The sequence below is a fragment of the Persicitalea jodogahamensis genome, assembly GCF_014651615.1.
Taxonomy (GTDB): domain Bacteria; phylum Bacteroidota; class Bacteroidia; order Cytophagales; family Spirosomataceae; genus Persicitalea; species Persicitalea jodogahamensis.
Genome location: NZ_BMXF01000006.1, coordinates 1 through 17,977 on the forward strand (window position 1 = coordinate 1; position 17,977 = coordinate 17,977).

At 51.7% G+C, this 17,977-nt stretch carries 16 protein-coding genes; 2 read left to right on the top strand and 14 right to left on the bottom strand.

Features of this window, described 5'->3' with window-relative positions:
• Window positions 1-930, bottom strand: a 930-nt coding sequence (locus IE117_RS22600; protein ID WP_229581332.1) for an Nramp family divalent metal transporter, incomplete at its 3' end; no start/stop codon positions are given.
• A 315-nt stretch (window positions 931-1,245) separates the two neighbouring features.
• Window positions 1,246-1,461 (bottom strand): glycosyl hydrolase family 95 catalytic domain-containing protein, encoded by a 216-nt coding sequence (locus IE117_RS22605; protein ID WP_189567632.1) that lies wholly within the window; start codon window positions 1,459-1,461, stop codon window positions 1,246-1,248.
• Window positions 1,462-1,794: 333 nt separating this feature from the next.
• Between IE117_RS22605 and IE117_RS22610 the strand changes: the two genes are divergently transcribed.
• Window positions 1,795-2,583 (top strand): glycerophosphodiester phosphodiesterase, encoded by a 789-nt coding sequence (locus IE117_RS22610; RefSeq protein WP_189567634.1) that lies wholly within the window; start codon window positions 1,795-1,797, stop codon window positions 2,581-2,583.
• A 144-nt stretch (window positions 2,584-2,727) separates the two neighbouring features.
• On the opposite strand, the gene IE117_RS22615 is transcribed toward IE117_RS22610, so the two are convergent.
• The 12 genes from IE117_RS22615 to IE117_RS22670 all read right to left on the bottom strand — a co-directional run bounded on the left by IE117_RS22615 (window position 2,728) and on the right by IE117_RS22670 (window position 16,944).
• Entirely contained in the window at window positions 2,728-4,170 is a 1,443-nt protein-coding gene (locus IE117_RS22615; protein WP_189567636.1) for a DUF1593 domain-containing protein, read from the bottom strand.
• 28 nt (window positions 4,171-4,198) lie between these two features.
• Complete coding sequence (locus IE117_RS22620) at window positions 4,199-5,644, bottom strand: DUF1593 domain-containing protein (protein ID WP_189567638.1); 1,446 nt, start codon at window positions 5,642-5,644, stop codon at window positions 4,199-4,201.
• A complete protein-coding gene (locus IE117_RS22625; RefSeq protein ID WP_229581335.1) occupies window positions 5,637-6,659 on the bottom strand; it encodes an ABC transporter permease in 1,023 nt (340 codons plus the stop codon). Before IE117_RS22625 ends, IE117_RS22620 begins: the two co-directional genes overlap by 8 nt.
• On the bottom strand, window positions 6,649-8,166 hold the full coding sequence (locus IE117_RS22630) for a sugar ABC transporter ATP-binding protein (RefSeq protein ID WP_189567640.1): 1,518 nt from the start codon (window positions 8,164-8,166) through the stop codon (window positions 6,649-6,651). Before IE117_RS22630 ends, IE117_RS22625 begins: the two co-directional genes overlap by 11 nt.
• A 13-nt stretch (window positions 8,167-8,179) precedes the next feature.
• Window positions 8,180-8,809: a DUF2291 domain-containing protein gene (locus tag IE117_RS22635; RefSeq protein WP_189567642.1), complete on the bottom strand. Its 630-nt coding sequence runs from the start codon at window positions 8,807-8,809 to the stop codon at window positions 8,180-8,182.
• A 65-nt stretch (window positions 8,810-8,874) separates the two neighbouring features.
• Window positions 8,875-9,831 (bottom strand): D-ribose ABC transporter substrate-binding protein, encoded by a 957-nt coding sequence (locus tag IE117_RS22640; protein WP_189567644.1) that lies wholly within the window; start codon window positions 9,829-9,831, stop codon window positions 8,875-8,877.
• 59 nt (window positions 9,832-9,890) lie between these two features.
• Window positions 9,891-11,315: a DUF1593 domain-containing protein gene (locus tag IE117_RS22645; protein WP_189567646.1), complete on the bottom strand. Its 1,425-nt coding sequence runs from the start codon at window positions 11,313-11,315 to the stop codon at window positions 9,891-9,893.
• 58 nt (window positions 11,316-11,373) lie between these two features.
• Entirely contained in the window at window positions 11,374-12,327 is a 954-nt protein-coding gene (locus tag IE117_RS22650) for a transketolase family protein (protein ID WP_189567647.1), read from the bottom strand.
• 113 nt (window positions 12,328-12,440) lie between these two features.
• Window positions 12,441-13,292: a hypothetical protein gene (locus IE117_RS26300; RefSeq protein ID WP_229581338.1), complete on the bottom strand. Its 852-nt coding sequence runs from the start codon at window positions 13,290-13,292 to the stop codon at window positions 12,441-12,443.
• Between the two features lie 570 nt (window positions 13,293-13,862).
• Window positions 13,863-14,678 carry a transketolase gene (locus IE117_RS22660; RefSeq protein WP_189567651.1) on the bottom strand — a complete coding sequence of 272 codons (816 nt, stop codon included), beginning with the start codon at window positions 14,676-14,678 and terminating at the stop codon, window positions 13,863-13,865.
• Between the two features lie 45 nt (window positions 14,679-14,723).
• The gene (locus tag IE117_RS22665) at window positions 14,724-16,151 is read right to left on the bottom strand and encodes an L-fucose/L-arabinose isomerase family protein (RefSeq protein ID WP_229581341.1); all 1,428 of its coding nucleotides are present in this window, start codon (window positions 16,149-16,151) and stop codon (window positions 14,724-14,726) included.
• Window positions 16,152-16,176: 25 nt separating this feature from the next.
• A complete protein-coding gene (locus tag IE117_RS22670) occupies window positions 16,177-16,944 on the bottom strand; it encodes a DeoR/GlpR family DNA-binding transcription regulator (RefSeq protein ID WP_189567653.1) in 768 nt (255 codons plus the stop codon).
• 344 nt (window positions 16,945-17,288) lie between these two features.
• Here IE117_RS22670 and IE117_RS22675 point away from each other — a divergent pair, with 344 nt between their 5' ends.
• Window positions 17,289-17,972: a 3-keto-disaccharide hydrolase gene (locus IE117_RS22675; RefSeq protein WP_229581343.1), complete on the top strand. Its 684-nt coding sequence runs from the start codon at window positions 17,289-17,291 to the stop codon at window positions 17,970-17,972.
• Window positions 17,973-17,977: the final 5 nt, after the last annotated feature.

Below are 17,977 nucleotides of genomic sequence, written 5' to 3' on the forward strand. Positions count from 1 at the left end.
GAGCTGACTGCCGAATCCCAAGGCATCGCCCAGCAGGGTACCGCCCACGGTGGCGTTGCCGATGAGGGAAGAAAAACCGGCTCCGAATAATCCAGTCAGAAATAGAAAAGATGCATAGGGCCCGAAAAGCGGCTCCAGAACCCGGGACATATCCGTAGCGCTGGTAAGCTTGATACCCTGCGGATGCAGCACCGTGGCGGCGCAAATCAGCAGAATGGCGCTCATGGTGCCCAAAATCACGGTGCCGGTGATGCTGTCGTTGCCTCGCTGGACGGACAGGTTTGTGATTTTCCGGCGTTCCTGCACCAGGTACGACTGGTAGAAGGCGCCGACGATGGACACGCTGGAAGCCATAAAAGCAATGACGAGCCCCGTGGAGCCCGGTGGGAGCGATGGTTTCAGCCCGGCCGCGATGCCGCCGAGCCCGGGCTTTACCAAAAGGAGGGTCGTGACGAAAGAAAGCAGCATGATGACGATCAGCGCAATCATCGCCTTTTCCAGTACTTTGTAAAAGCTCCTGAAAAACAGCAGGCCGATGCCGGCCAGCGTGAAGAGAACAATCCAGGGATTGGCCGGGCTGTGCGTCATTTCGCCAATGGCGATCCCCACACCGACGGCGTTGCCCGCCTGGAAGGAAATGCACACCAGAAAAACGCCGATTCCCACCGCCATGGCCGCCGCCCGGCCAAACCGGTCTCTGACGGAGCTCAACAGCGATTGCTCGGTGGCCAGTCCGATTCGGGCTGCCATGGTGGTGAACACGATCATGAACAGCACGGCGATGGGAACAATCCACAACAGTCCGAAACCGTATTCGGCCCCGAGTTTGGAGGTAATGGTGAGTTTGCTGGGGCCAAACACCAGAGCGGCCGTGATCAGGCCCGGCCCCAGCGTCTGCAGCCACCTTACAATCGCATTCGTGTTTGTCAATTCATCTATGTTTATAGGCTCGCGATGTACCCTCCGACTTTAAAGTCAATTCGATTGCAATGCCTGCGCGGGTTATCCATACAGTAATATTCGGGCGAAACCGGCTGCCGTACTTTCACCTATTGAGGAGACAAGAAAAAGGATTCTCTACTCTTTTATCCATCAGTCATAATGGTTTCTGTTGCCTTACGTTTGCGTCAGCCTGTATTCTGGCAATGGCGGTTATTTTGTCAATAGCCTAATTCCGCCACCGAATGTTCAGAAGTACCTGGGTTGGCTCATTAGAGGAATACTTTTGAATTGCTTTCGTCGGATTCACCCTTCGTTGTCATGCATCGAGCGGGCGGTTTCGGTCCCATTGACGGTAAGTTCTTTGGTTATTTTCAGGAACAATTCCTGGCATTCAGAGAGATTGGGTAGTTTGGCCGGCCAGCAGTTCATCTCGGTATTGATGTTAATCGTGTAGGCGCCATTCCAGGGTGGAAGAATCTTGATGGATATACAGCGATGGAGTGAAACAGAAAATTTCAAAACCGGGTCGTAAGGAATATTACCAGGGTTGAGTTATTAGGTTTGACCGCTCTTCCCCTTTTAGGATATAAAGATCTCGATATCATGGGAGGTAGAAAAACCGACAATATGAGGGAGCGGCCTGCTTTGCCCGTTGTACAGGAGGAAGCCACGTTGTCCCTTACTATCGACAAAGACTGAGTGAGCGTGATGGGCAGAATACTACCCATCACGCCAAATTTTCTAAACTTGCGACAAAGAAAGGAGTCATGCATGGCTACTATGATCAGTAGAAAACTAAAAACCGCAGTCAGAGTCACCCTCTTACTCTGTTGGATTGGCCTGAATCCGGGAATGACTGTAGCCCAGGAAGCCGGTGTGGTGATGCCACAGCGTGGGCTATGCGCTCACCGGGGCTGCATGGACACGCACCCCGAGAATACCCTGCCGGCCTTTCGGGAGGCGATCCGGCTGGGAGCGCAGATGATCGAGTTCGATATCCAGCTGACCCGCGACAGCATACTGGTACTCATGCACGATGAAACCGTCGATCGTACCACCAACGGCCACGGGCGGGTCGGCGATCTTACTTTTGCCGAAATCAGAAAGCTGGACGCGGGTGGAAAGAAAGCCCGCGACTTCGTCGGGACGGCAATTCCAACCTTTGAGGAGACATTGGCCATGATGCCCCGCAATGTGTGGCTCAACTGCCACCTTAAAGGCGACGAGGCCGTGGGTCGGGCGGCGGCGGCGATGGTAGCCAGGTCGGGGCGAATGCACCAGGCCTTTCTGACCTGCGGAGAAAAAGCGGCCAGAGGAGCCCGGGCCGAGGTGCCGAATATTTTGATTTGCAATGGCGAAAACCGCTACCGGACGAACACTCCCCTATATGCCGATGAGACAATCAGGATGAACGCCCGGTTCATTCAGCTTTTGCGCGCTACGCCGGGTGAGGATCGAAAAGAAGTCATGGAGAAGTTGAGGCAAAACAACGTAACCATAAACTACTATTACGCAAAGTCGGCCGATGAATTAGCGGGGCTATTCGCCGAAGGTGTCGATTTTATTCTGGTCAATAATCTGGCCGAGTTTGGCGTTGAAGCCGCGAAACTCGGCATTCCGGCCTGGCAGCCGAAATTCTGACCGGGACAGGCAACCGATCGCGAGGCGTTGAAGGCTATTCCGTCTACCGACGGATAAATCCCGGGGCGGCGGGGCACACCACATGGAATCGACTGGTTTTATAAGCCGCCGGACTACTCAGAGCCCTGAATAATCCGGCAGGAATTATTGTATCTCAAAAACAATGCGTTGATACCTGGTCAGTGCCGGTGTGCCGTTATCCGTCACTTCGCAGATGACGTGGATGGTTTTTCCTTTTTCTGCGTTACCAGGCACCGTAAACGAGGCGTTCTGTTTTTCAGAATCCCCAATTTTGACTGTTCCGTCGTACGAATCAGCCTCTTCGTATTGCCACCAGCGGTAGTTCAGCGAGTCTCCGTCCGGATCGGTCGTTCCTTTGGCACTCAGCTTGATTTTCGCACCGGGCCGGACTTTGTTATCCAGCGGATTCGCTACCACCACCACGGGTGGGTGGTTGGCTTCGGCATAAGGCTTCACGCACCAGTCGGCCCGGGCGGCGAAATCGTTCTGCAGCGCTGGAGTCCACTGCCACATGGGTTTGAAGTACTCCCGGCGCTGGGCTTCCGTGACTTTCGAACCCTCCCGCAGGCTGCTGCGGCCCCAGCCGTTGCTGCCGTACCAGCGTCCTTTTGGGTACTCATAGCCTGCCTCCGGCACGGGGTCCAGCCAGGTGTTTTCGCGGACTTTCACGTAGCGACCGCCCCAACCGCCCCAATCCGGTGAATCCAGATTGCGCAGGCCCGTCACGATGGTATGCATGTAGGCAGGAGAATCTCCTTCGGAGCGAAAATCACCTTCCTCAAATCCTTTCTCGCCTTTTTCGTGCGCCTTGTAGGAAGCACAGAGAGGCCCGTGATTTTCCAGAATATTTTCCTTCATCCACGGCCCGGCGAAGTACTTGTGCATTTCCGTAGGTTGCGCTTGTTTCCAGCGGTAGGCAATCGCCTCAAACTGGTCGGAAATAATAGTCAGAATATTGTACTTACCCCAGTGCGGCCGGATGTAGGCCTGGTAGGTAGTGTCCTGCTCCCAAATAAAGAAGAAACGCATTTTATTGGCCACGTACGCCATTTTGTCGGGGTGTTGCTCTTCTATCGTTTTCAAAGCGCGGGCGATGGTGTTGGTACCGCCCCAGGCCTGAAGCCAGACGGGCCGGTTGTCCGACTCGTCCAAAAGTACCTTCACGATGTGCTGCGAACCGGCTGTGATGGAGTCCATTTCTCCTTCGGTTTCTACGTTGCCCAGGAAGGTGTGCGCCCGCAGGTACTCCGGGGTAGGGTATCCTTTGTCGTGTTTTATCAAATTGGGATACACTTTGGCGTACGCATCCAGGCTCGGGTCGATCCAGTCGTCCCCGGCCCAGTGATGTCCGTGCCAGTGGTACTGCGAGCTGGATGTGATGATCCCTTCGATGTCCCATTCGTTGGCGTAAAGCAGGAACCTGACCAGGGAACACTCGTCATCGATCTCCCCGTCGCTGGTCACGATCACCCGGGTTTTCTCCGATGTACCTGGTTTTTGGGCAAACGCCTGGCTGTTAAGTCCAATCAGACTACACAGCCATAGTAATTTCAAATAGTGATTCATTGTAATATCTAATCTATGGGTTTGATTTTTATTGAATCTCAACTACCACCCGCTGGTACCGGGTAAGCTGGGGGGTACCCTGATCGGTCACCTCGCAGATGATATGGATCGTTTTTCCTTTTGTCGCATCACCGGGTACCTTGAACGAAGCCGCCTGTTTCTCAGAGTTCGCAATTTTAACGGCACCTTCGTACGAATCCGCTTCCTGATACTGCCACCAACGGTAGTTGAGCTGATCCCCGTCCGGATCGGTGGTACCTTTGGCGCTCAGGTTAACCTTTGCTCCGGGCCGGGCTTTCAGGTCCAGGGGATTTGTCAGAACTACTACGGGTGGATGATTGGCTTCGGCATAAGGCTTCACGCACCAATCGGCTCTTGAGGCAAAATCATTTTGCAAGGCTTCCGTCCATCGCCATTGCGGTTTCAGATAAGCGGTCAGCTCCTGATCGTTCGGAATTTCTTTTTTGAGGCGCTCCCGTCCCCAGGCCGAATTGCCCCACCACCTGCCTTCGGGATACTGGTAGCCCGGCTCGGCAACGGGGTCCAGCCAGGTGTTGTCGCGGACTTTCACGAAACGACCGCCCCAACCGCCCCAATCGGGGGATTCCATGCTGCGCAATCCCGTGGGGATGGTATGCAGGAAAGCCGGAGAGTCGCCTTCGGAACGGAAGTCACCTTCCTCAAACCCCTTGTCCCCCTGCTGATGAGCCTTGTAGGATGCACACAAGGGCCCGTGATTTTCCAAAATATTTTCCTTCATCCACGGTGCCGCCAGAAACTTCTGTTGCTCCTGAGGCAGGTACTTTTTCCAGTGATAAAACAGAGCAATAAACTGATCGGAGATGATGGTCGGGATGTTGTACTTGCCCCAATGCGGCCGGATGTAGGTCTGGTAGGTAGCGTCCTGCTCCCAGATCAGGTACAGGCGTATCTTACTGGCCACGTTGGCCATTTTGTCGGGATGCTTTTCTTCGATGGTTTTCAGGGCGCGGGCGATGGTGTTGGTTCCGCCCCAGGCCTGAATCCAGATGGGCCGGTGGTCCGACTCGTCCAGAAGTACCTTCACCATATGCTGCGAACCGGCCGTAATCGAGTCCATTTCGCCCTCGGTTTCCACATTGCCCAGGAAGGTGTGCGCCCGCAGGTACTCCGGGGTAGGGTACCCTTTGTCGTGCTTTACCAGATTGGGGTACACCTTGGCGTAGGCATCCAGGCTGGGGTCAATCCAGTCGTCCCCGGCCCATTTGTGCCCGTGCCAGTGGTACTGCGAGCTGGATGTGATGATCCCTTCAATGTCCCATTCATTGGCATAAAGCAGGAACCGAACCAGAGAACACTCGTCATCGATCTCCCCGTCGCTGGTCACGATCACCCGGGTTTTCTCCGGGGTACCCTGTTTTTGGGCAAACGCCTGATCAATACAGAAGTACAGACTTAGTAAAATCACTAAAAGTACTTGATGTGACTTACTCATCGCTCGAATTGGCTTTGTCGATAATAACGGCCAGCAAAATCACCAGCCCCTTCACTACCTGCTGCCAGAAAGGCGATACATCGAGCAACACCAGTCCGTTGTTCAGGACACCAATAATAATGGCCCCCTGCACCGTGCCGATGATGCTACCCCGACCGCCGGAAAGAGAGGTACCCCCAATCACCACGGCCGCAATGGAATCGAGTTCGTAGCTGATGCCGGCATTGGGTTGGGCCGAGTCGAGACGTGCAGTCACGAGTAAGCCGCCAATGGCCGCCAGCGCACCGGCGATGGAATACACGATAATTTTCACCCGTTTTACGTTGATTCCTGACAGCCGGGAGGCGCTTTCATTACCACCGATCGCATAAATGTAGGTACCCAACCGGGTCTTTTTGGTAATGAAAATCGCGATCAGGACGAGTACCGTCGTAATCCAGACCGGCACGGGTATTCCCAGAAACCAGCCCGCGCCCAGATACAGAAAGGTGTCGCCCAGGCTGCTGATGGGAAAGCCGCCCGTCCAGAGCATGGTAAGGCCCCGGGCTACGGTCAGCATAGCCAGCGTGGCCACAAAGGGAGGTACTTTGAACCGCGTGATGGAAATGCCATTCAGCGCACCCAGAAAAGTACCACACAGTATTCCCACCAGGATGGCTCCCAGGATGGTAAACCCGATGAAGAGGTTTTGGGTAGGGAGTTCGATGCCGTTTTTCAACAATCCGGCTGTGATGGCTCCGCTCAGTGCCAGAATTGACCCTACGGAAAGGTCGATTCCGGCTGTAAGTACCACGAGCGTCATCCCGATGGAGATGCAGATATTCACCGAAATCTGCCTCAGTACATTCCACAGGTTGGATACCGTCAGGAATTTGTCAGACAGCATCGTAAGCGCCAGACAAAGCAGAAATAACGCGATGAGCGATTGAAACCGGAGGAGTTGGGCTTTATCGAACCGTACATTCATTTCCAGAGGGCGAGCAGGAGTCGCGAGTTTTTGCGTTTCAGTTTTCATAAATGGATTTTGGAATAGCAGCTTTCAGAATAGCGTCTTCCGTGGCATCACATCCCTTGATGTTAGCCGTCATTTTGCCTTCCGACATGACCAGTACCCGGTCGGAAACGGCGAGAATTTCGGGCAGTTCGGAGGACACCACCACAATACCCAGCCCTTGCGCGGCCAGTTCTATAATGAGTTTGTAGATTTCACTTTTGGCGTGGATGTCGATGCCCCGGGTGGGCTCGTCCAGCAGCAGCAGGAGCGGGTTGGTCGCCAGCCATTTGGCCAGTACGATCTTTTGCTGATTTCCTCCGCTTAGGTTTTTGGCTTTCTGTCCGTCACCGGGGGTTTTTATGCTAAGCTCCTGAATGTATTTTTTAGCCAGTTTGGTAACTCGTCCAATGGGGATAGTCCCCCAGTTTTCCAGTTCTTTGAGCAGCGTGAGGCTGATATTGGTTCTGACATCCATCCCAAGTACCAGGCCGTCTTTTTTTCGATCCTCAGGTACCAGCGCCATCCCCGCCCGGATCGCATCCGCCGGGCATTTGACAGTGATTTCCTGACTATTTATATGGATTGTCCCGGTCAGATTTTTGTGATGCAGCCCAAACAGGCATTCCAGCAACTCGGTCCTTCCCGCGCCCATTAATCCGAAAATGCCGACGATTTCGCCTTTGCCTACCTGAAAAGAAATGCTTTTCAACAAAGAATCGGCTGGTTTGCGAGGGTTCCGGAGGGTCAGGTTTTCGACTCGCAGCGTAGGTACTTCGTCAGGGGTATCCTCGGTTTGTTTGCGCAGGAGTTCAATCTTCCGCCCTACCATTTTCTGGATTAGTACATCCTGCGTAACGCCCTGCATGCTACCCGATTCGATGGACTTGCCGTCGCGAAGTACCACGTAATGGTCCGCGATACGAAACAGCTCGTCGAGTTTGTGCGAAACGTACACGATGGCCTTATTTTCCCGAATCAACTCTTCAATAATGCCGAACAGCACATCCACCTCGCTACCCGTAATGGCCGAAGTCGGTTCGTCCATGATAATCAGTTCGGCGTTGGTTAGTAAAGCCTTGGCAATCTCGACGACCTGCTGCTGTCCTACTTTCAGGTCGGCGATCCGGGCGTTGGCGGACACGTTCAGCTTTAATTTTTGCAGGAGAGCGGTGGTTTCGCGGAACATGGCTTTTTTGTCCACGGTACCCAAACGGGTCAAAGGCTCCCGACCCAGGAATATGTTTTCGGCAACGGAAAGGTGAGGAATCAGGTTGAGTTCCTGATGGATAATGGCGATGCCGTGCTGCTGCGCGTCTTTGGTATTGGTAAAACGAACGGGCTGCCCTTTCCAGACCAAAGTACCTTCGTACTCGGGATACACGCCCGACAGGATTTTCATCAGCGTCGATTTTCCGGCGCCGTTCTCGCCGATCAGCGCCGTGACTTTCCCGGCCTCGATGCATAGCGAGACATCGTCTAAGGCAAGTACCCCAGGAAATCGCTTGGTGATATTGTTTACTGTCAGCATTTTATAAAATCCATTACTGCTTTTCCACGGACAGGCTGACCGGAATAATTTCGATTGAGCTGAAATTCAGGTATTTCTGATTTAGCTCGATAGCACCCGTAAACTCGACGCGATCTCCGGTTTTTACCTGGCCTTTAAAAGGCGGGATGACCTGGGTCCGGATGATGTTATTCAATTCCGCCGATACGGTATTGAAGTCCATGGTGTTGGTAAAGGCGTTGATATCGATTTGCCCGGAGGCATCGCGCACCGCATTGCCGAAAATATATTCAGTGGCTATGGTTAGCTCCGTGCCGGCGGGTTGGGCGTCGAGGGCCACCTGCACTTCGTTTTCCCTGACGTTTTTTACGGTAGCCACTCCCTTCACCGGGAAGTACTTGATATTGCCAATACCCAGCGCGTGGGAATGGGTGGCAAATGCCTGGTCCGGGTTCGTTTGCAATTGCTGCAACAACGCGGATAAGTCCACTCCTTTCTCCATGGCAGGCGTCAGCTTTTCGGACCAAAACGTAGTGGCATAGGCCGCGCCATCAAAGCCAGCGGTTGTCGCCTTCACCTCATCCAGTTTTTTAAAGTACACCGAATTATAGGCTACCAGCAGGATCAACACGCCCAGTACCCCTTTCTGCCAAAGTTTATTCATGATCTGTATTCGTTTTGTTCAGGGCTTACTATTTCAAATTTACCGTGATTGTAGCGCTGCCGTCGCTACTTTTTTGCCCCGTAAGCCACATAATTGCCGACGTTTTTCGAGGTCACCAATTCCACAGCTACCGGCATTTTTTTGGGAAAATCCCGCTTGCCTTTGAAATATTCGTCGGCGAACGTGGCGGCGGTTTGGGCCATTACGGCCGGGAACTGCATGCCCGTGGCGACGATTTTTTCGTCCTGAATGGAATTGACCACATCCTCCGCTCCGTCGAAGCCAAACACTTTTACCTTATCAGCCTTTCCGGCTGCGACCAGCGCCTGATACGCACCCATAGCCATGGCGTCGTTGCCACAGAACACGGCGTCGATGTCCGGGTTGGCTTGCAGGACGGACTCCAATACCTCCATAGCCTTATTGCGATCGAAATCCGCGCTTTGCTGCGCTACCATTTTCAGGTCAGGATAGTGATCGACCACGCTATGGAAGCCTCGGGAGCGGTTCCAGGTATTGTTATCGCCCACCATGCCCAGAATTTCCACGTAGTTCCCTTTTTTGTTGAGGGATTCCACAAATTTCTTGGCGATGGATACACTGCCGGAATAGCTGTCGGACAATATCTGGGAAGTAGCGGCGTCGGGGTCATTGACCTCCCGGTCCATGCAAAAAACGGGTACCCCTGCGATTTTAGCATTCTTGACGTTCACAATGGAGCCATCGGCATCGGTCGGGTTGAACAGGATCGCGTCATAACCGGAGGCCAGGGCATTTTCAAAATGGTCGGTTTCCTGGGCGGTATTGTTTTGGGAATCGAATATCTTGGCTTCGTACCCCAGTTCGTTGGCTTTTTCTTTGGCCTGTTCAGCCAGAAAGACAAACCATGGATTGTTCAAAGTCGAGACGATGATGGCCACCTTATTCGCCTCATCCTTCTTTTCTTTTGTTTTACAACCAAATAATGCAAGTGCAAAAATGGCGCAAAGCAAGAGGGATGAAATAGTGTTTTGTTTGAACATAGTCAGGAAGGAATTAAGCCAGGCAGTTCAGTCATTGAAGTACCACAGCGTACAAATGATTAGGCGTCTTTGGGATAAACCGTCAGGATTACGCGCTGATAGCGAGTCAGGCTGGGTGAACCATTGTCCGTTACGGCCAGAATGATATGCATCGTTTCGGGCTTGGCTACCTTCGGAGCCACCAACGTGGTGGTACTGCTCTCGGGATTTTTGAATACCAGCGGTTCTTTACTCGGGTTGGTACCCGCTTCGGGATAGTAGATCCACTGGTATGAAAGCGCATTTTTGTCCGGGTCCGTGGAGTTTTTGCCATCGAGGGTCACAGTCTCGCCGCTCTTGGCAGAAAGCCGGTTACTGTGGGTCAATTTGGCCAGCGGAGGATGATTGGCTTCCTTGTAGGGTTTGACGGTCCAATCCATGCGGGCGGCAAAATCGTGCTGGAAAGCTTCGCGCCACCGCCACAAAGTGGCTTTGTTGCTCGTGTGAAAATTGCCATCCGCACCCTTCACTTCGTCCATGGCGTCGGTATAGATCGGACGCGTTTCGGGTTCATAAAAGTACCTGAGCGTGTGGGGCGTATACAACTCGTACCTTCCACCCCAGCCGCCGTATTCGGGATGTTCGGCATCGTTCAACCCGTTGTCAATCAATCCCAGAAACGAAGGGGTATCGCCTTCCATCAGAAATTTGGTGAAAGGGTACTCTGCGCCCAACGGGCCGTGGCTACGTACGTGTTCATCCAGCCAAGGATTGTCGACTATTTCAAAATTGGCACCCACAAAGCGTCCGTGAAATTTATCGCCGCTGATGCCCGACCACGTAGCATAGTGGTAGGCCCCCGCCGCGTGGTAGCCGGGGCTGCCTACATAAAATAGGTTAGGGAACGTCTTGCGAATCCAGGGACCGGTATCGTCCTGATCCGAAATGGTGTACATTCTGATTTTTGACACAAACTTTTTGACATCTTCCGGCGAGCGGGTCATCTGTACTTTCCACAGGGCCTGCGCCAGGCAGTTGGCTCCACCCCACACCGGAATCCAGACCGGGCGGCTGTCATCCTTGTCAAGGACCTTAATAATCCATTCCGAGCCTTCCGAATCCTTCCCCGGACCAATGGCGCCCATGCCAAATTCGGGTATGCTCTGTTTGGTGACGCTCAATAGGTGGCTCACCTCAGGGTACCCCTTTTCGTGCAGCAGCAAGTTATTCCTTACCTTTCCGTAGGCTTCAATCAGATGCCGGATTTTTTCGGGAGCTACCCGGTTTTTCTGGTGCACAGAGGTAGTTGCAATCAATCCTTCGATATCCCACTGGTTTGAGTAGGTCAGGAAACGAACCATCGACTGCGTGTCATCGGGTTCGTTCTCGATATCGGTCAGGATAAGTACTCGTTTTCGCTCGTTTGCAGCCTGTCCGTAACAGAGACTCTTTCCACCCGTTGTGCAAAAAATCAATGAGAAGATAAGGATTATAACGTGCTTCATTGATGTCGATTGTTTAGCTAATGCCCTATCAGATCCGGGCTGTAAGAATGCTGTTGGTTTATAAAATTTCTTTTGCTACTTCCGCGATTCCGGTTTCGGATATGCCGTAGTGGTTGAATATTTCCGATTGCGAACCGGTCACTGTGTATTCATCGGGAATAGCCACAATCCGGAACCGATTGTGAAGGCCGCTTTGCATTAAATAGGATGCGCACGCTTCACCCAGACCGCCATACACGCTATGTTCCTCCACGGTGATGATGGGTTTGCCGTTGGCCGCAAATTCATGCAGTAATTTGTAGTCCAGGGGTTTGATGGTGTGCATGCTGATAACCGCCGCCTGAATACCCGATTCCATTTCCAGCTTCTGCGCGGCTTTCAGGGCTGGCAGTACGGTTTCTCCCGTAGCGATGAGCGTTAAATCGCCGCCATTTTTGATCACCCGGCCTTTGCCAAATTCAAAGGTTGTTTCTTCGGCATTGAGAAGCGGCATTGCCTTTTTTCCAAAACGCAAATACACCGGATAATCGGCTTCGGTGGCCAGCCGAATGGCCTGTTCCGTTTCGAAATTATCGGCCGGGGCCACAATGGTGATGTTGTTGATGGTTCTCAACACGGCGAAGTCATGCAAACTATGGTGCGTGGTACCCAGTGCACCGTAGCTCACCCCCGCACTGATACCGACCAGTTTCACGGGATTGTCGGAGTAGGCCACGTCGTTTTTAATTTGTTCCAGCGCCCGTGCCGTGAGAAAACAGGCTGGGGAGACAGCGAAGACCTTTTTGCCGGTGGAGGCAAGCCCGGCCGCCACACCGACCAGATTTTGTTCAGCGATGCCTATTTCCACGATCTGTTTGGGAAATTTGGTGCCAAAAGGACCTAGTTTTCCCGATCCACGCGAATCACTGGTTACGACCAATATGTCCCGGTCATATAGGGCCAATGACTGAAGCGTTTCCGAGAATACTTCCAGATTGGCTTGCCCTGCGGCTACGGATTTTTCTACTAGCATTTCCACGCTGTTACTATTTATAATGTTCTGGTTGGGTCAACTCGTTTGTCATGATCAGGATTTTGCACAGGCACAATCGAATGCTTTGTTCCATGTTTTGTGCCGACGTACCTTTATTTGATACTGTTTAGATATTTCTCCAGCATCGTATAGCCATCCGGGGCCACGGTATTTCTGTCGTCAGGATTGACTTTGTCTAATTTATTTTTTTGCTCCCAGGAATCAGGCATTCCGTCGTGGTCTGTATCAAGTGGAGCGGGTAAACTATTAAGTACCGGCCAGCCTCCCACATCATTTTGCGTATCGATTATTCCACTTTTCTTGGAGGAGTCAGCGACCTTATTCTCCACTTTATAACTTTCCCCCTCATAAGTAGCGAAACCGCCACGGGCTTCATTGATGATTCGTTGGTCGACTGCGTCTCTTTTGGGTAGCGTGGCCCCTGCATTGTCAAGCACAGAGGTGTAGGCTCCTTCTGCCGTTTGCTGATTAATCGGCATGGACGGCCAGGCTTTGTCAAGCTTAATTTTTTCAGCGGCAATTTCGGTTTGTACACCCCCATTCCAATTGTTGGCGGAAACACTTGTGTTACCTTCTATGACATTATCGGCCACAAACCATTTTCCCAGATCGTTCGCCTTATCTCTGAAAGAGGGATTGGCTATTCTGTATGATACTTCGCCTTGTTGCGTGGCCGGACCGGGTTTGTAATAATTGGCTACAATATTGAAGTTGGAGAAATTGAATTTGTCATTTCCCTGTTGGGCCTTTTCTCCGCCGTAGAGACTTTGATAACCCCAGTTGTAGAGCACATTATTCCGGTAATCGGTATTGCCTGCGCCCGAAGCCATTCTGGGATTGCGGCTTGAATGGTGAGCCAGCAGGTTATGATGATACGTTCCGTAATTACTGCCCCAAATCCCACCAAACCCATGGGTACCTTTTACGTGATTGGATTTGCTCATACTTTCGGAAATAATACACCACTGTACCGTTATGCTGTCACAATGGTATACTGAGACGCATTCGTCAACGCTCCAGCTTGCCGATATGTGGTCAAGAATGATATGCTTCGTATATCTACTTGACACAGCATCATAATCTTCACCTGATTCATCCCCTAACCTTACCCGTAAGTATCGTATTATTACATGATCTGCTCCGATGGTAAGAGGATGTTTTCTGATGCAAATCCCATCACCGGGAGCTGTTTGTCCTGCGATGGTAATGTATGGATGCTTTATGCTCAGTGGACTTTCAAGCGTGATTGTCCCTGACACCCTGAAAACAACAGTCCTCGGTCCAGAAGCTTCGACACCCGCTCTCAGGCTACCTTCGCCGCTATCATTCAGGTTCGTTACCTCGTATACAACCCCTCCACGACCCCCTTTTGAATATTTTCCGTATCCTTCGGCCGTAGGGAAGGCCAGTTGCTGGGACCAGGAATTCAAGAGGGTCAATACCGAAATGAGTACTGTCAGGGTTAGCTTTCTCATTTTAAGGATTTTATTAGTTTTTATTTATTGCTGTACGCTTTATAGCACACCGCCCAGCTCTTCCATGGCCAGTTCATACTGTTCGGCAGAAGGTACCCCGTGGTGCCATTTCAACTCATTTTCCATATAGCTGACACCTTTCCCCTTGACGGTATGGGCAATGACCATACTTGGTTTTCCCGGCTCAAACGGAAGAGCTGCAAACGTATCCTGCAATTCTTTCAGATTATGACCGTCCACGTGCCGCACCGACCAGCCGAAGGCTTCAAATTTGGCATCCAGCGGCTCGGTGTTGCACACCTCGGCGGTAGGGCCGGAGATTTGCAGCCCATTGCAATCGATGACAGCGCACAGGTTGTCCAGCTTGTAGTGCGAGGCAGTTAGGGCCGCTTCCCAGTTGGAGCCCTCGGGTAGTTCACCGTCGCCCAGCAGCGTAAATACCCGGAAATCCTTATCGTCGAGTTTGGCGGAAATGGCGGTACCTACCGAGAGTGACAGGCCGTGCCCCAATGCGCCCGTGTTTTGCTCTACGCCGTGTACTTTACGGGTAGGGTGCCCAATGTAGTGGGACTTGTACTGGCACAGCGTTTCCAGATCCGACTCCGGGAAAAAGCCTTTGTCGGCCAGCACCACAAAAAGTGCTTCCACGGTATGTCCTTTGCTTTGGATGTAGCGATCCCGGTCGTCCGAACTGAAATTTTCCGGACCTACGTTCATCGTGTCGTTGTACAATACATTCAGAATATCGACACAGGACAAACTACCTCCGGTATGCCCGGCCTTAGCCTTATAAATGTATTTCAGGATTTTTTTTCGGTATTCTACCGACAATCGGGCAAGTTCTTGTTCAGACATGATTTCAAAATAATAGCCTAAGGTTGACGTGTTTTAAGCCTGCAATCAATGAAAGGATGCTACTTCCCAGCACATGTAGTTACCCAGTGCTTCTTTCAGTCTTCCGGCCGTTTTTGAGGCATTCATCACCACGTGATGCTCAAAGCCGTTTCGGCAAATATATTGCATGAGGTCCTGCAGGTTCGGGATTTGGGCCACGGCTCGGTTGCCGAATGTTTTCAGGGTATCGTTGGTAAGTTCGCCTTCCCCTACGTAGGCTTTGATGATTCCCTTGGGGTCGTCGGTACTGATGCGACCGTAGGTGAGCGGCATGGCCGGCGTACGACCCGACAGCGCTCCGTAGGTATTTTCTTCCCCTACCGTGGTACCCAGGATGGGGGCGGTACTTATTTCTATATCGGGTAAAAATGATTTTGCCCAGTTGCCGCAGTGGAACAGCACACACTTATTGTCATCCTCGGCGTAGTTGTTGTTCCAGTCGACGAGGGCGCTGGGAGAACCGGAGGCCAATTGCAGGGCATACATGCTCAAAGTACCCGTCACGTCCACTTCACAACCACTGGGCATCATGTTTTCGCTCATAATGCTCATGCTGGTACACACGTTGCAGCCGTAGTTGGTCTGCACGGAAGTCCAGCACTGGATGGCCGTGGCATCGAGGGCGTTGGCATTGACAAAATCAGACAGGGCTACATCCAGTTTGGCCATCTGAATCAGGGCTTCGTCGGGCGTACGGCCCGTAGGAGCATAATCCTTGATCCGTTGCAGGCGCTCCGCTACGGAACTATCGTGCTGGGTGAGCTTATTGGCATGACCCAAAATTTCGGACAGATCGACCGTAACGACCGAAATACCGTTGCGCTGCAGGATTTTCTCGCTGTACCGTACCGTGTTGAAGCCTCCGGGCCGGGCGCCGATGGCGCCGATCCGTACTTTCCGCAATCCTTTCGTGATCCGGCAAACGCCCATGAAGTCAAGCAGATCAGCCTTAAATGAAGGGTCCTGCGGCCGTACGACGTGCTTGGTCGTAAGGGTATATTTAATGCCGAATTGGTACAGGTTATTGCAGGCCGAAATTTTGCCGCACCAGGAGTCGCGCCGACGGGCTACGTCCAGCTTGTCCAGATCGTCAGGATAGCCCTGAACCAGAACGGGCACGTTCAGGTCGGCCAATTTGAGCGTTTCGGCTACGCCGCGCTCATCGCCGAAGTTGGGCAACACCACCAGTACCCCGATGATTTCGTCACGGTGGTCCGCAAAAAGCCGGGCGCATTTTTGGGCGTCCTGAAAGGTCTCCACGCCGCCCAGTTTGGTAGCTTCGGTGTCGAGCATCACCGGATTAATACCCATTTCCTTGAATAGCTCGATGATTTCGACCCGTGCTTCTGAAACCAACCGATCGGGGAAGAAATCCCGATTCCCAATGATCACCCCTATACTCCCAGCCTGTGCCATACCTTTATTCTGAACCATTAAATCGTGTAGTCTATCTTTTTATTTAATCTGCTATGATTACCTCTATTTCGTTATCGTGGAAAAGCTGCTTGTGCTTTTCCTGAATCCCGCCATCGGTGATGATGTAATCAATCAGCGACAGGGCGCCCAGGCTGGCAAATGCGCTCTTGCCAATTTTGGTCGAGTCGGCTACCAGGTAGGTAGTTTCCGCTGATTCGATCATTGCTTTCTTCACGACCAGATCGCTGATGCTTGGGTACGTCAGCCCGGCCTTCAGCGAGAGCCCGGCCGTGGCCAGAAACAGTTTTTGGGCATTGAGTCCCTTGAAAAAATCCGCCGCCTTTTGTCCGGTCAGCGACAGGGTCGGGGGCTTGAATTCTCCCCCGGTCATGATCACCTCGATTCCCGTTTCTACGCCTAACATGAGCGCGATATTCAGCGCGTTGGTGATGACAGTCAAGACCCGGTTGTTCCCGGCGAGTTGCTTGGCGATTTCAGTGGTGGTAGAGCCGGAATCCAGAATAATGGTATCGCCATCATCGATAAATTCCAGGCATTTGGCGGCGATCAGTTCCTTTTTGTCGAGGTTCTCTTGGTTGGCCAGGGCAAAATTGCGAACCTGATCCTCGACATTTTTCAGAAACGCCCCGCCGTGTTCTTTTACTACCAAACCTTCCTTATCCAGTTTATCCAGGTCCTGCCGAATGGTTACTTCGGTTACTTTGAACAAACGGGCCAGATCGACTACCTTGGCAGAACCGTCTTCCTTTAATAATTCTAAAATCTTTTCTCTTCGTTGATTGGCCAGCATTTGATTATATGGTTAATTCTTCCCTGGAATAATCTTTAAAAGTAAAAGATTAAAAGAATTAACCATATCCATTTGCATGAATAAACCAAAAATCAGTAGTTACGTAATACTCTCGCCTCCACAATGACAAATATACGAAGATAAAAGAAAATAAAACAAAGAAATCATAAAATAATTTACTATTTCTTAAGAGCACAACCTCCTCTATCAATTCACTCTCATCTTCAATCCAGGCACACATGCGCTCGAAACCAGCTAGTATTCTGCTATCATTAATTTTCCTGACAGTACTCTTACTCAGTTTCAGTTCAAATTCTATCGCGCAAAACCTAAAACCGGGAAATTTGCCCCCGGCCTCAGCTACTGAAGACTGGTCAAATCAGCCTCCGGTAGTGATTCCAGCCGAAAACGGTACAGGAGCACCGTCTGATGCCATCATACTGCTAGGCAGCGAGACTGGTTTCGAAAACTGGGAAAAGCTCGATGGTACCCCCATCAGCTGGTCAATTAAGGATAATGTCATGACGATTGTCCCAAAAACCGGAGACATCCAAACCAAACTCAGGTTCGGGAATGTCCAGCTTCATCTTGAATGGAAGACCCCCGATCCAGCCGAGGATACAGGTACTAACCGGGGCAATAGCGGTGTATTTCTGATGGCGCTTTATGAATTGCAGATTTATGAATCGTATCAATACCAAACCAGGCTTTATTACAACGGGATGGCGGGCAGTATCTACAAACAACATGCGCCCCTGGTCAATGCCGCCCGAAAACCCCAGACCTGGCAAACCTTTGATATCGTGTTTGAAGCTCCGGTTTTTAATCCTGATAAAACATTGAAAACGCCGGCTTACATGACAGTCTTCCAGAACAACGTCCTGATTTTGAACCATGTAGAACTGAAAGGCCCGATGGTGTACCAAGGGTACCCCCGGTACGAATTTCACGCCACCAAACTACCACTTCGCTTACAGGAACATAGCAGCCGGGTAAGTTTCCGAAACATTTGGATAAGAGAACTTTAAACTGC

Coding starts and splice junctions, on each gene's coding strand:
- IE117_RS22610 (WP_189567634.1), top strand. CDS start 1,795: ATGACTGTAGCCCAGGAAGCCGGTGTGGTGATGCCACAGCGTGGGCTA.
- IE117_RS22615 (WP_189567636.1), bottom strand. CDS start 4,170: ATGAATCACTATTTGAAATTACTATGGCTGTGTAGTCTGATTGGACTT.
- IE117_RS22620 (WP_189567638.1), bottom strand. CDS start 5,644: ATGAGTAAGTCACATCAAGTACTTTTAGTGATTTTACTAAGTCTGTAC.
- IE117_RS22625 (WP_229581335.1), bottom strand. CDS start 6,659: ATGAAAACTGAAACGCAAAAACTCGCGACTCCTGCTCGCCCTCTGGAA.
- IE117_RS22630 (WP_189567640.1), bottom strand. CDS start 8,166: ATGCTGACAGTAAACAATATCACCAAGCGATTTCCTGGGGTACTTGCC.
- IE117_RS22635 (WP_189567642.1), bottom strand. CDS start 8,809: ATGAATAAACTTTGGCAGAAAGGGGTACTGGGCGTGTTGATCCTGCTG.
- IE117_RS22640 (WP_189567644.1), bottom strand. CDS start 9,831: ATGTTCAAACAAAACACTATTTCATCCCTCTTGCTTTGCGCCATTTTT.
- IE117_RS22645 (WP_189567646.1), bottom strand. CDS start 11,315: ATGAAGCACGTTATAATCCTTATCTTCTCATTGATTTTTTGCACAACG.
- IE117_RS22650 (WP_189567647.1), bottom strand. CDS start 12,327: ATGCTAGTAGAAAAATCCGTAGCCGCAGGGCAAGCCAATCTGGAAGTA.
- IE117_RS26300 (WP_229581338.1), bottom strand. CDS start 13,292: ATGAGCAAATCCAATCACGTAAAAGGTACCCATGGGTTTGGTGGGATT.
- IE117_RS22660 (WP_189567651.1), bottom strand. CDS start 14,678: ATGTCTGAACAAGAACTTGCCCGATTGTCGGTAGAATACCGAAAAAAA.
- IE117_RS22665 (WP_229581341.1), bottom strand. CDS start 16,151: ATGGTTCAGAATAAAGGTATGGCACAGGCTGGGAGTATAGGGGTGATC.
- IE117_RS22670 (WP_189567653.1), bottom strand. CDS start 16,944: ATGCTGGCCAATCAACGAAGAGAAAAGATTTTAGAATTATTAAAGGAA.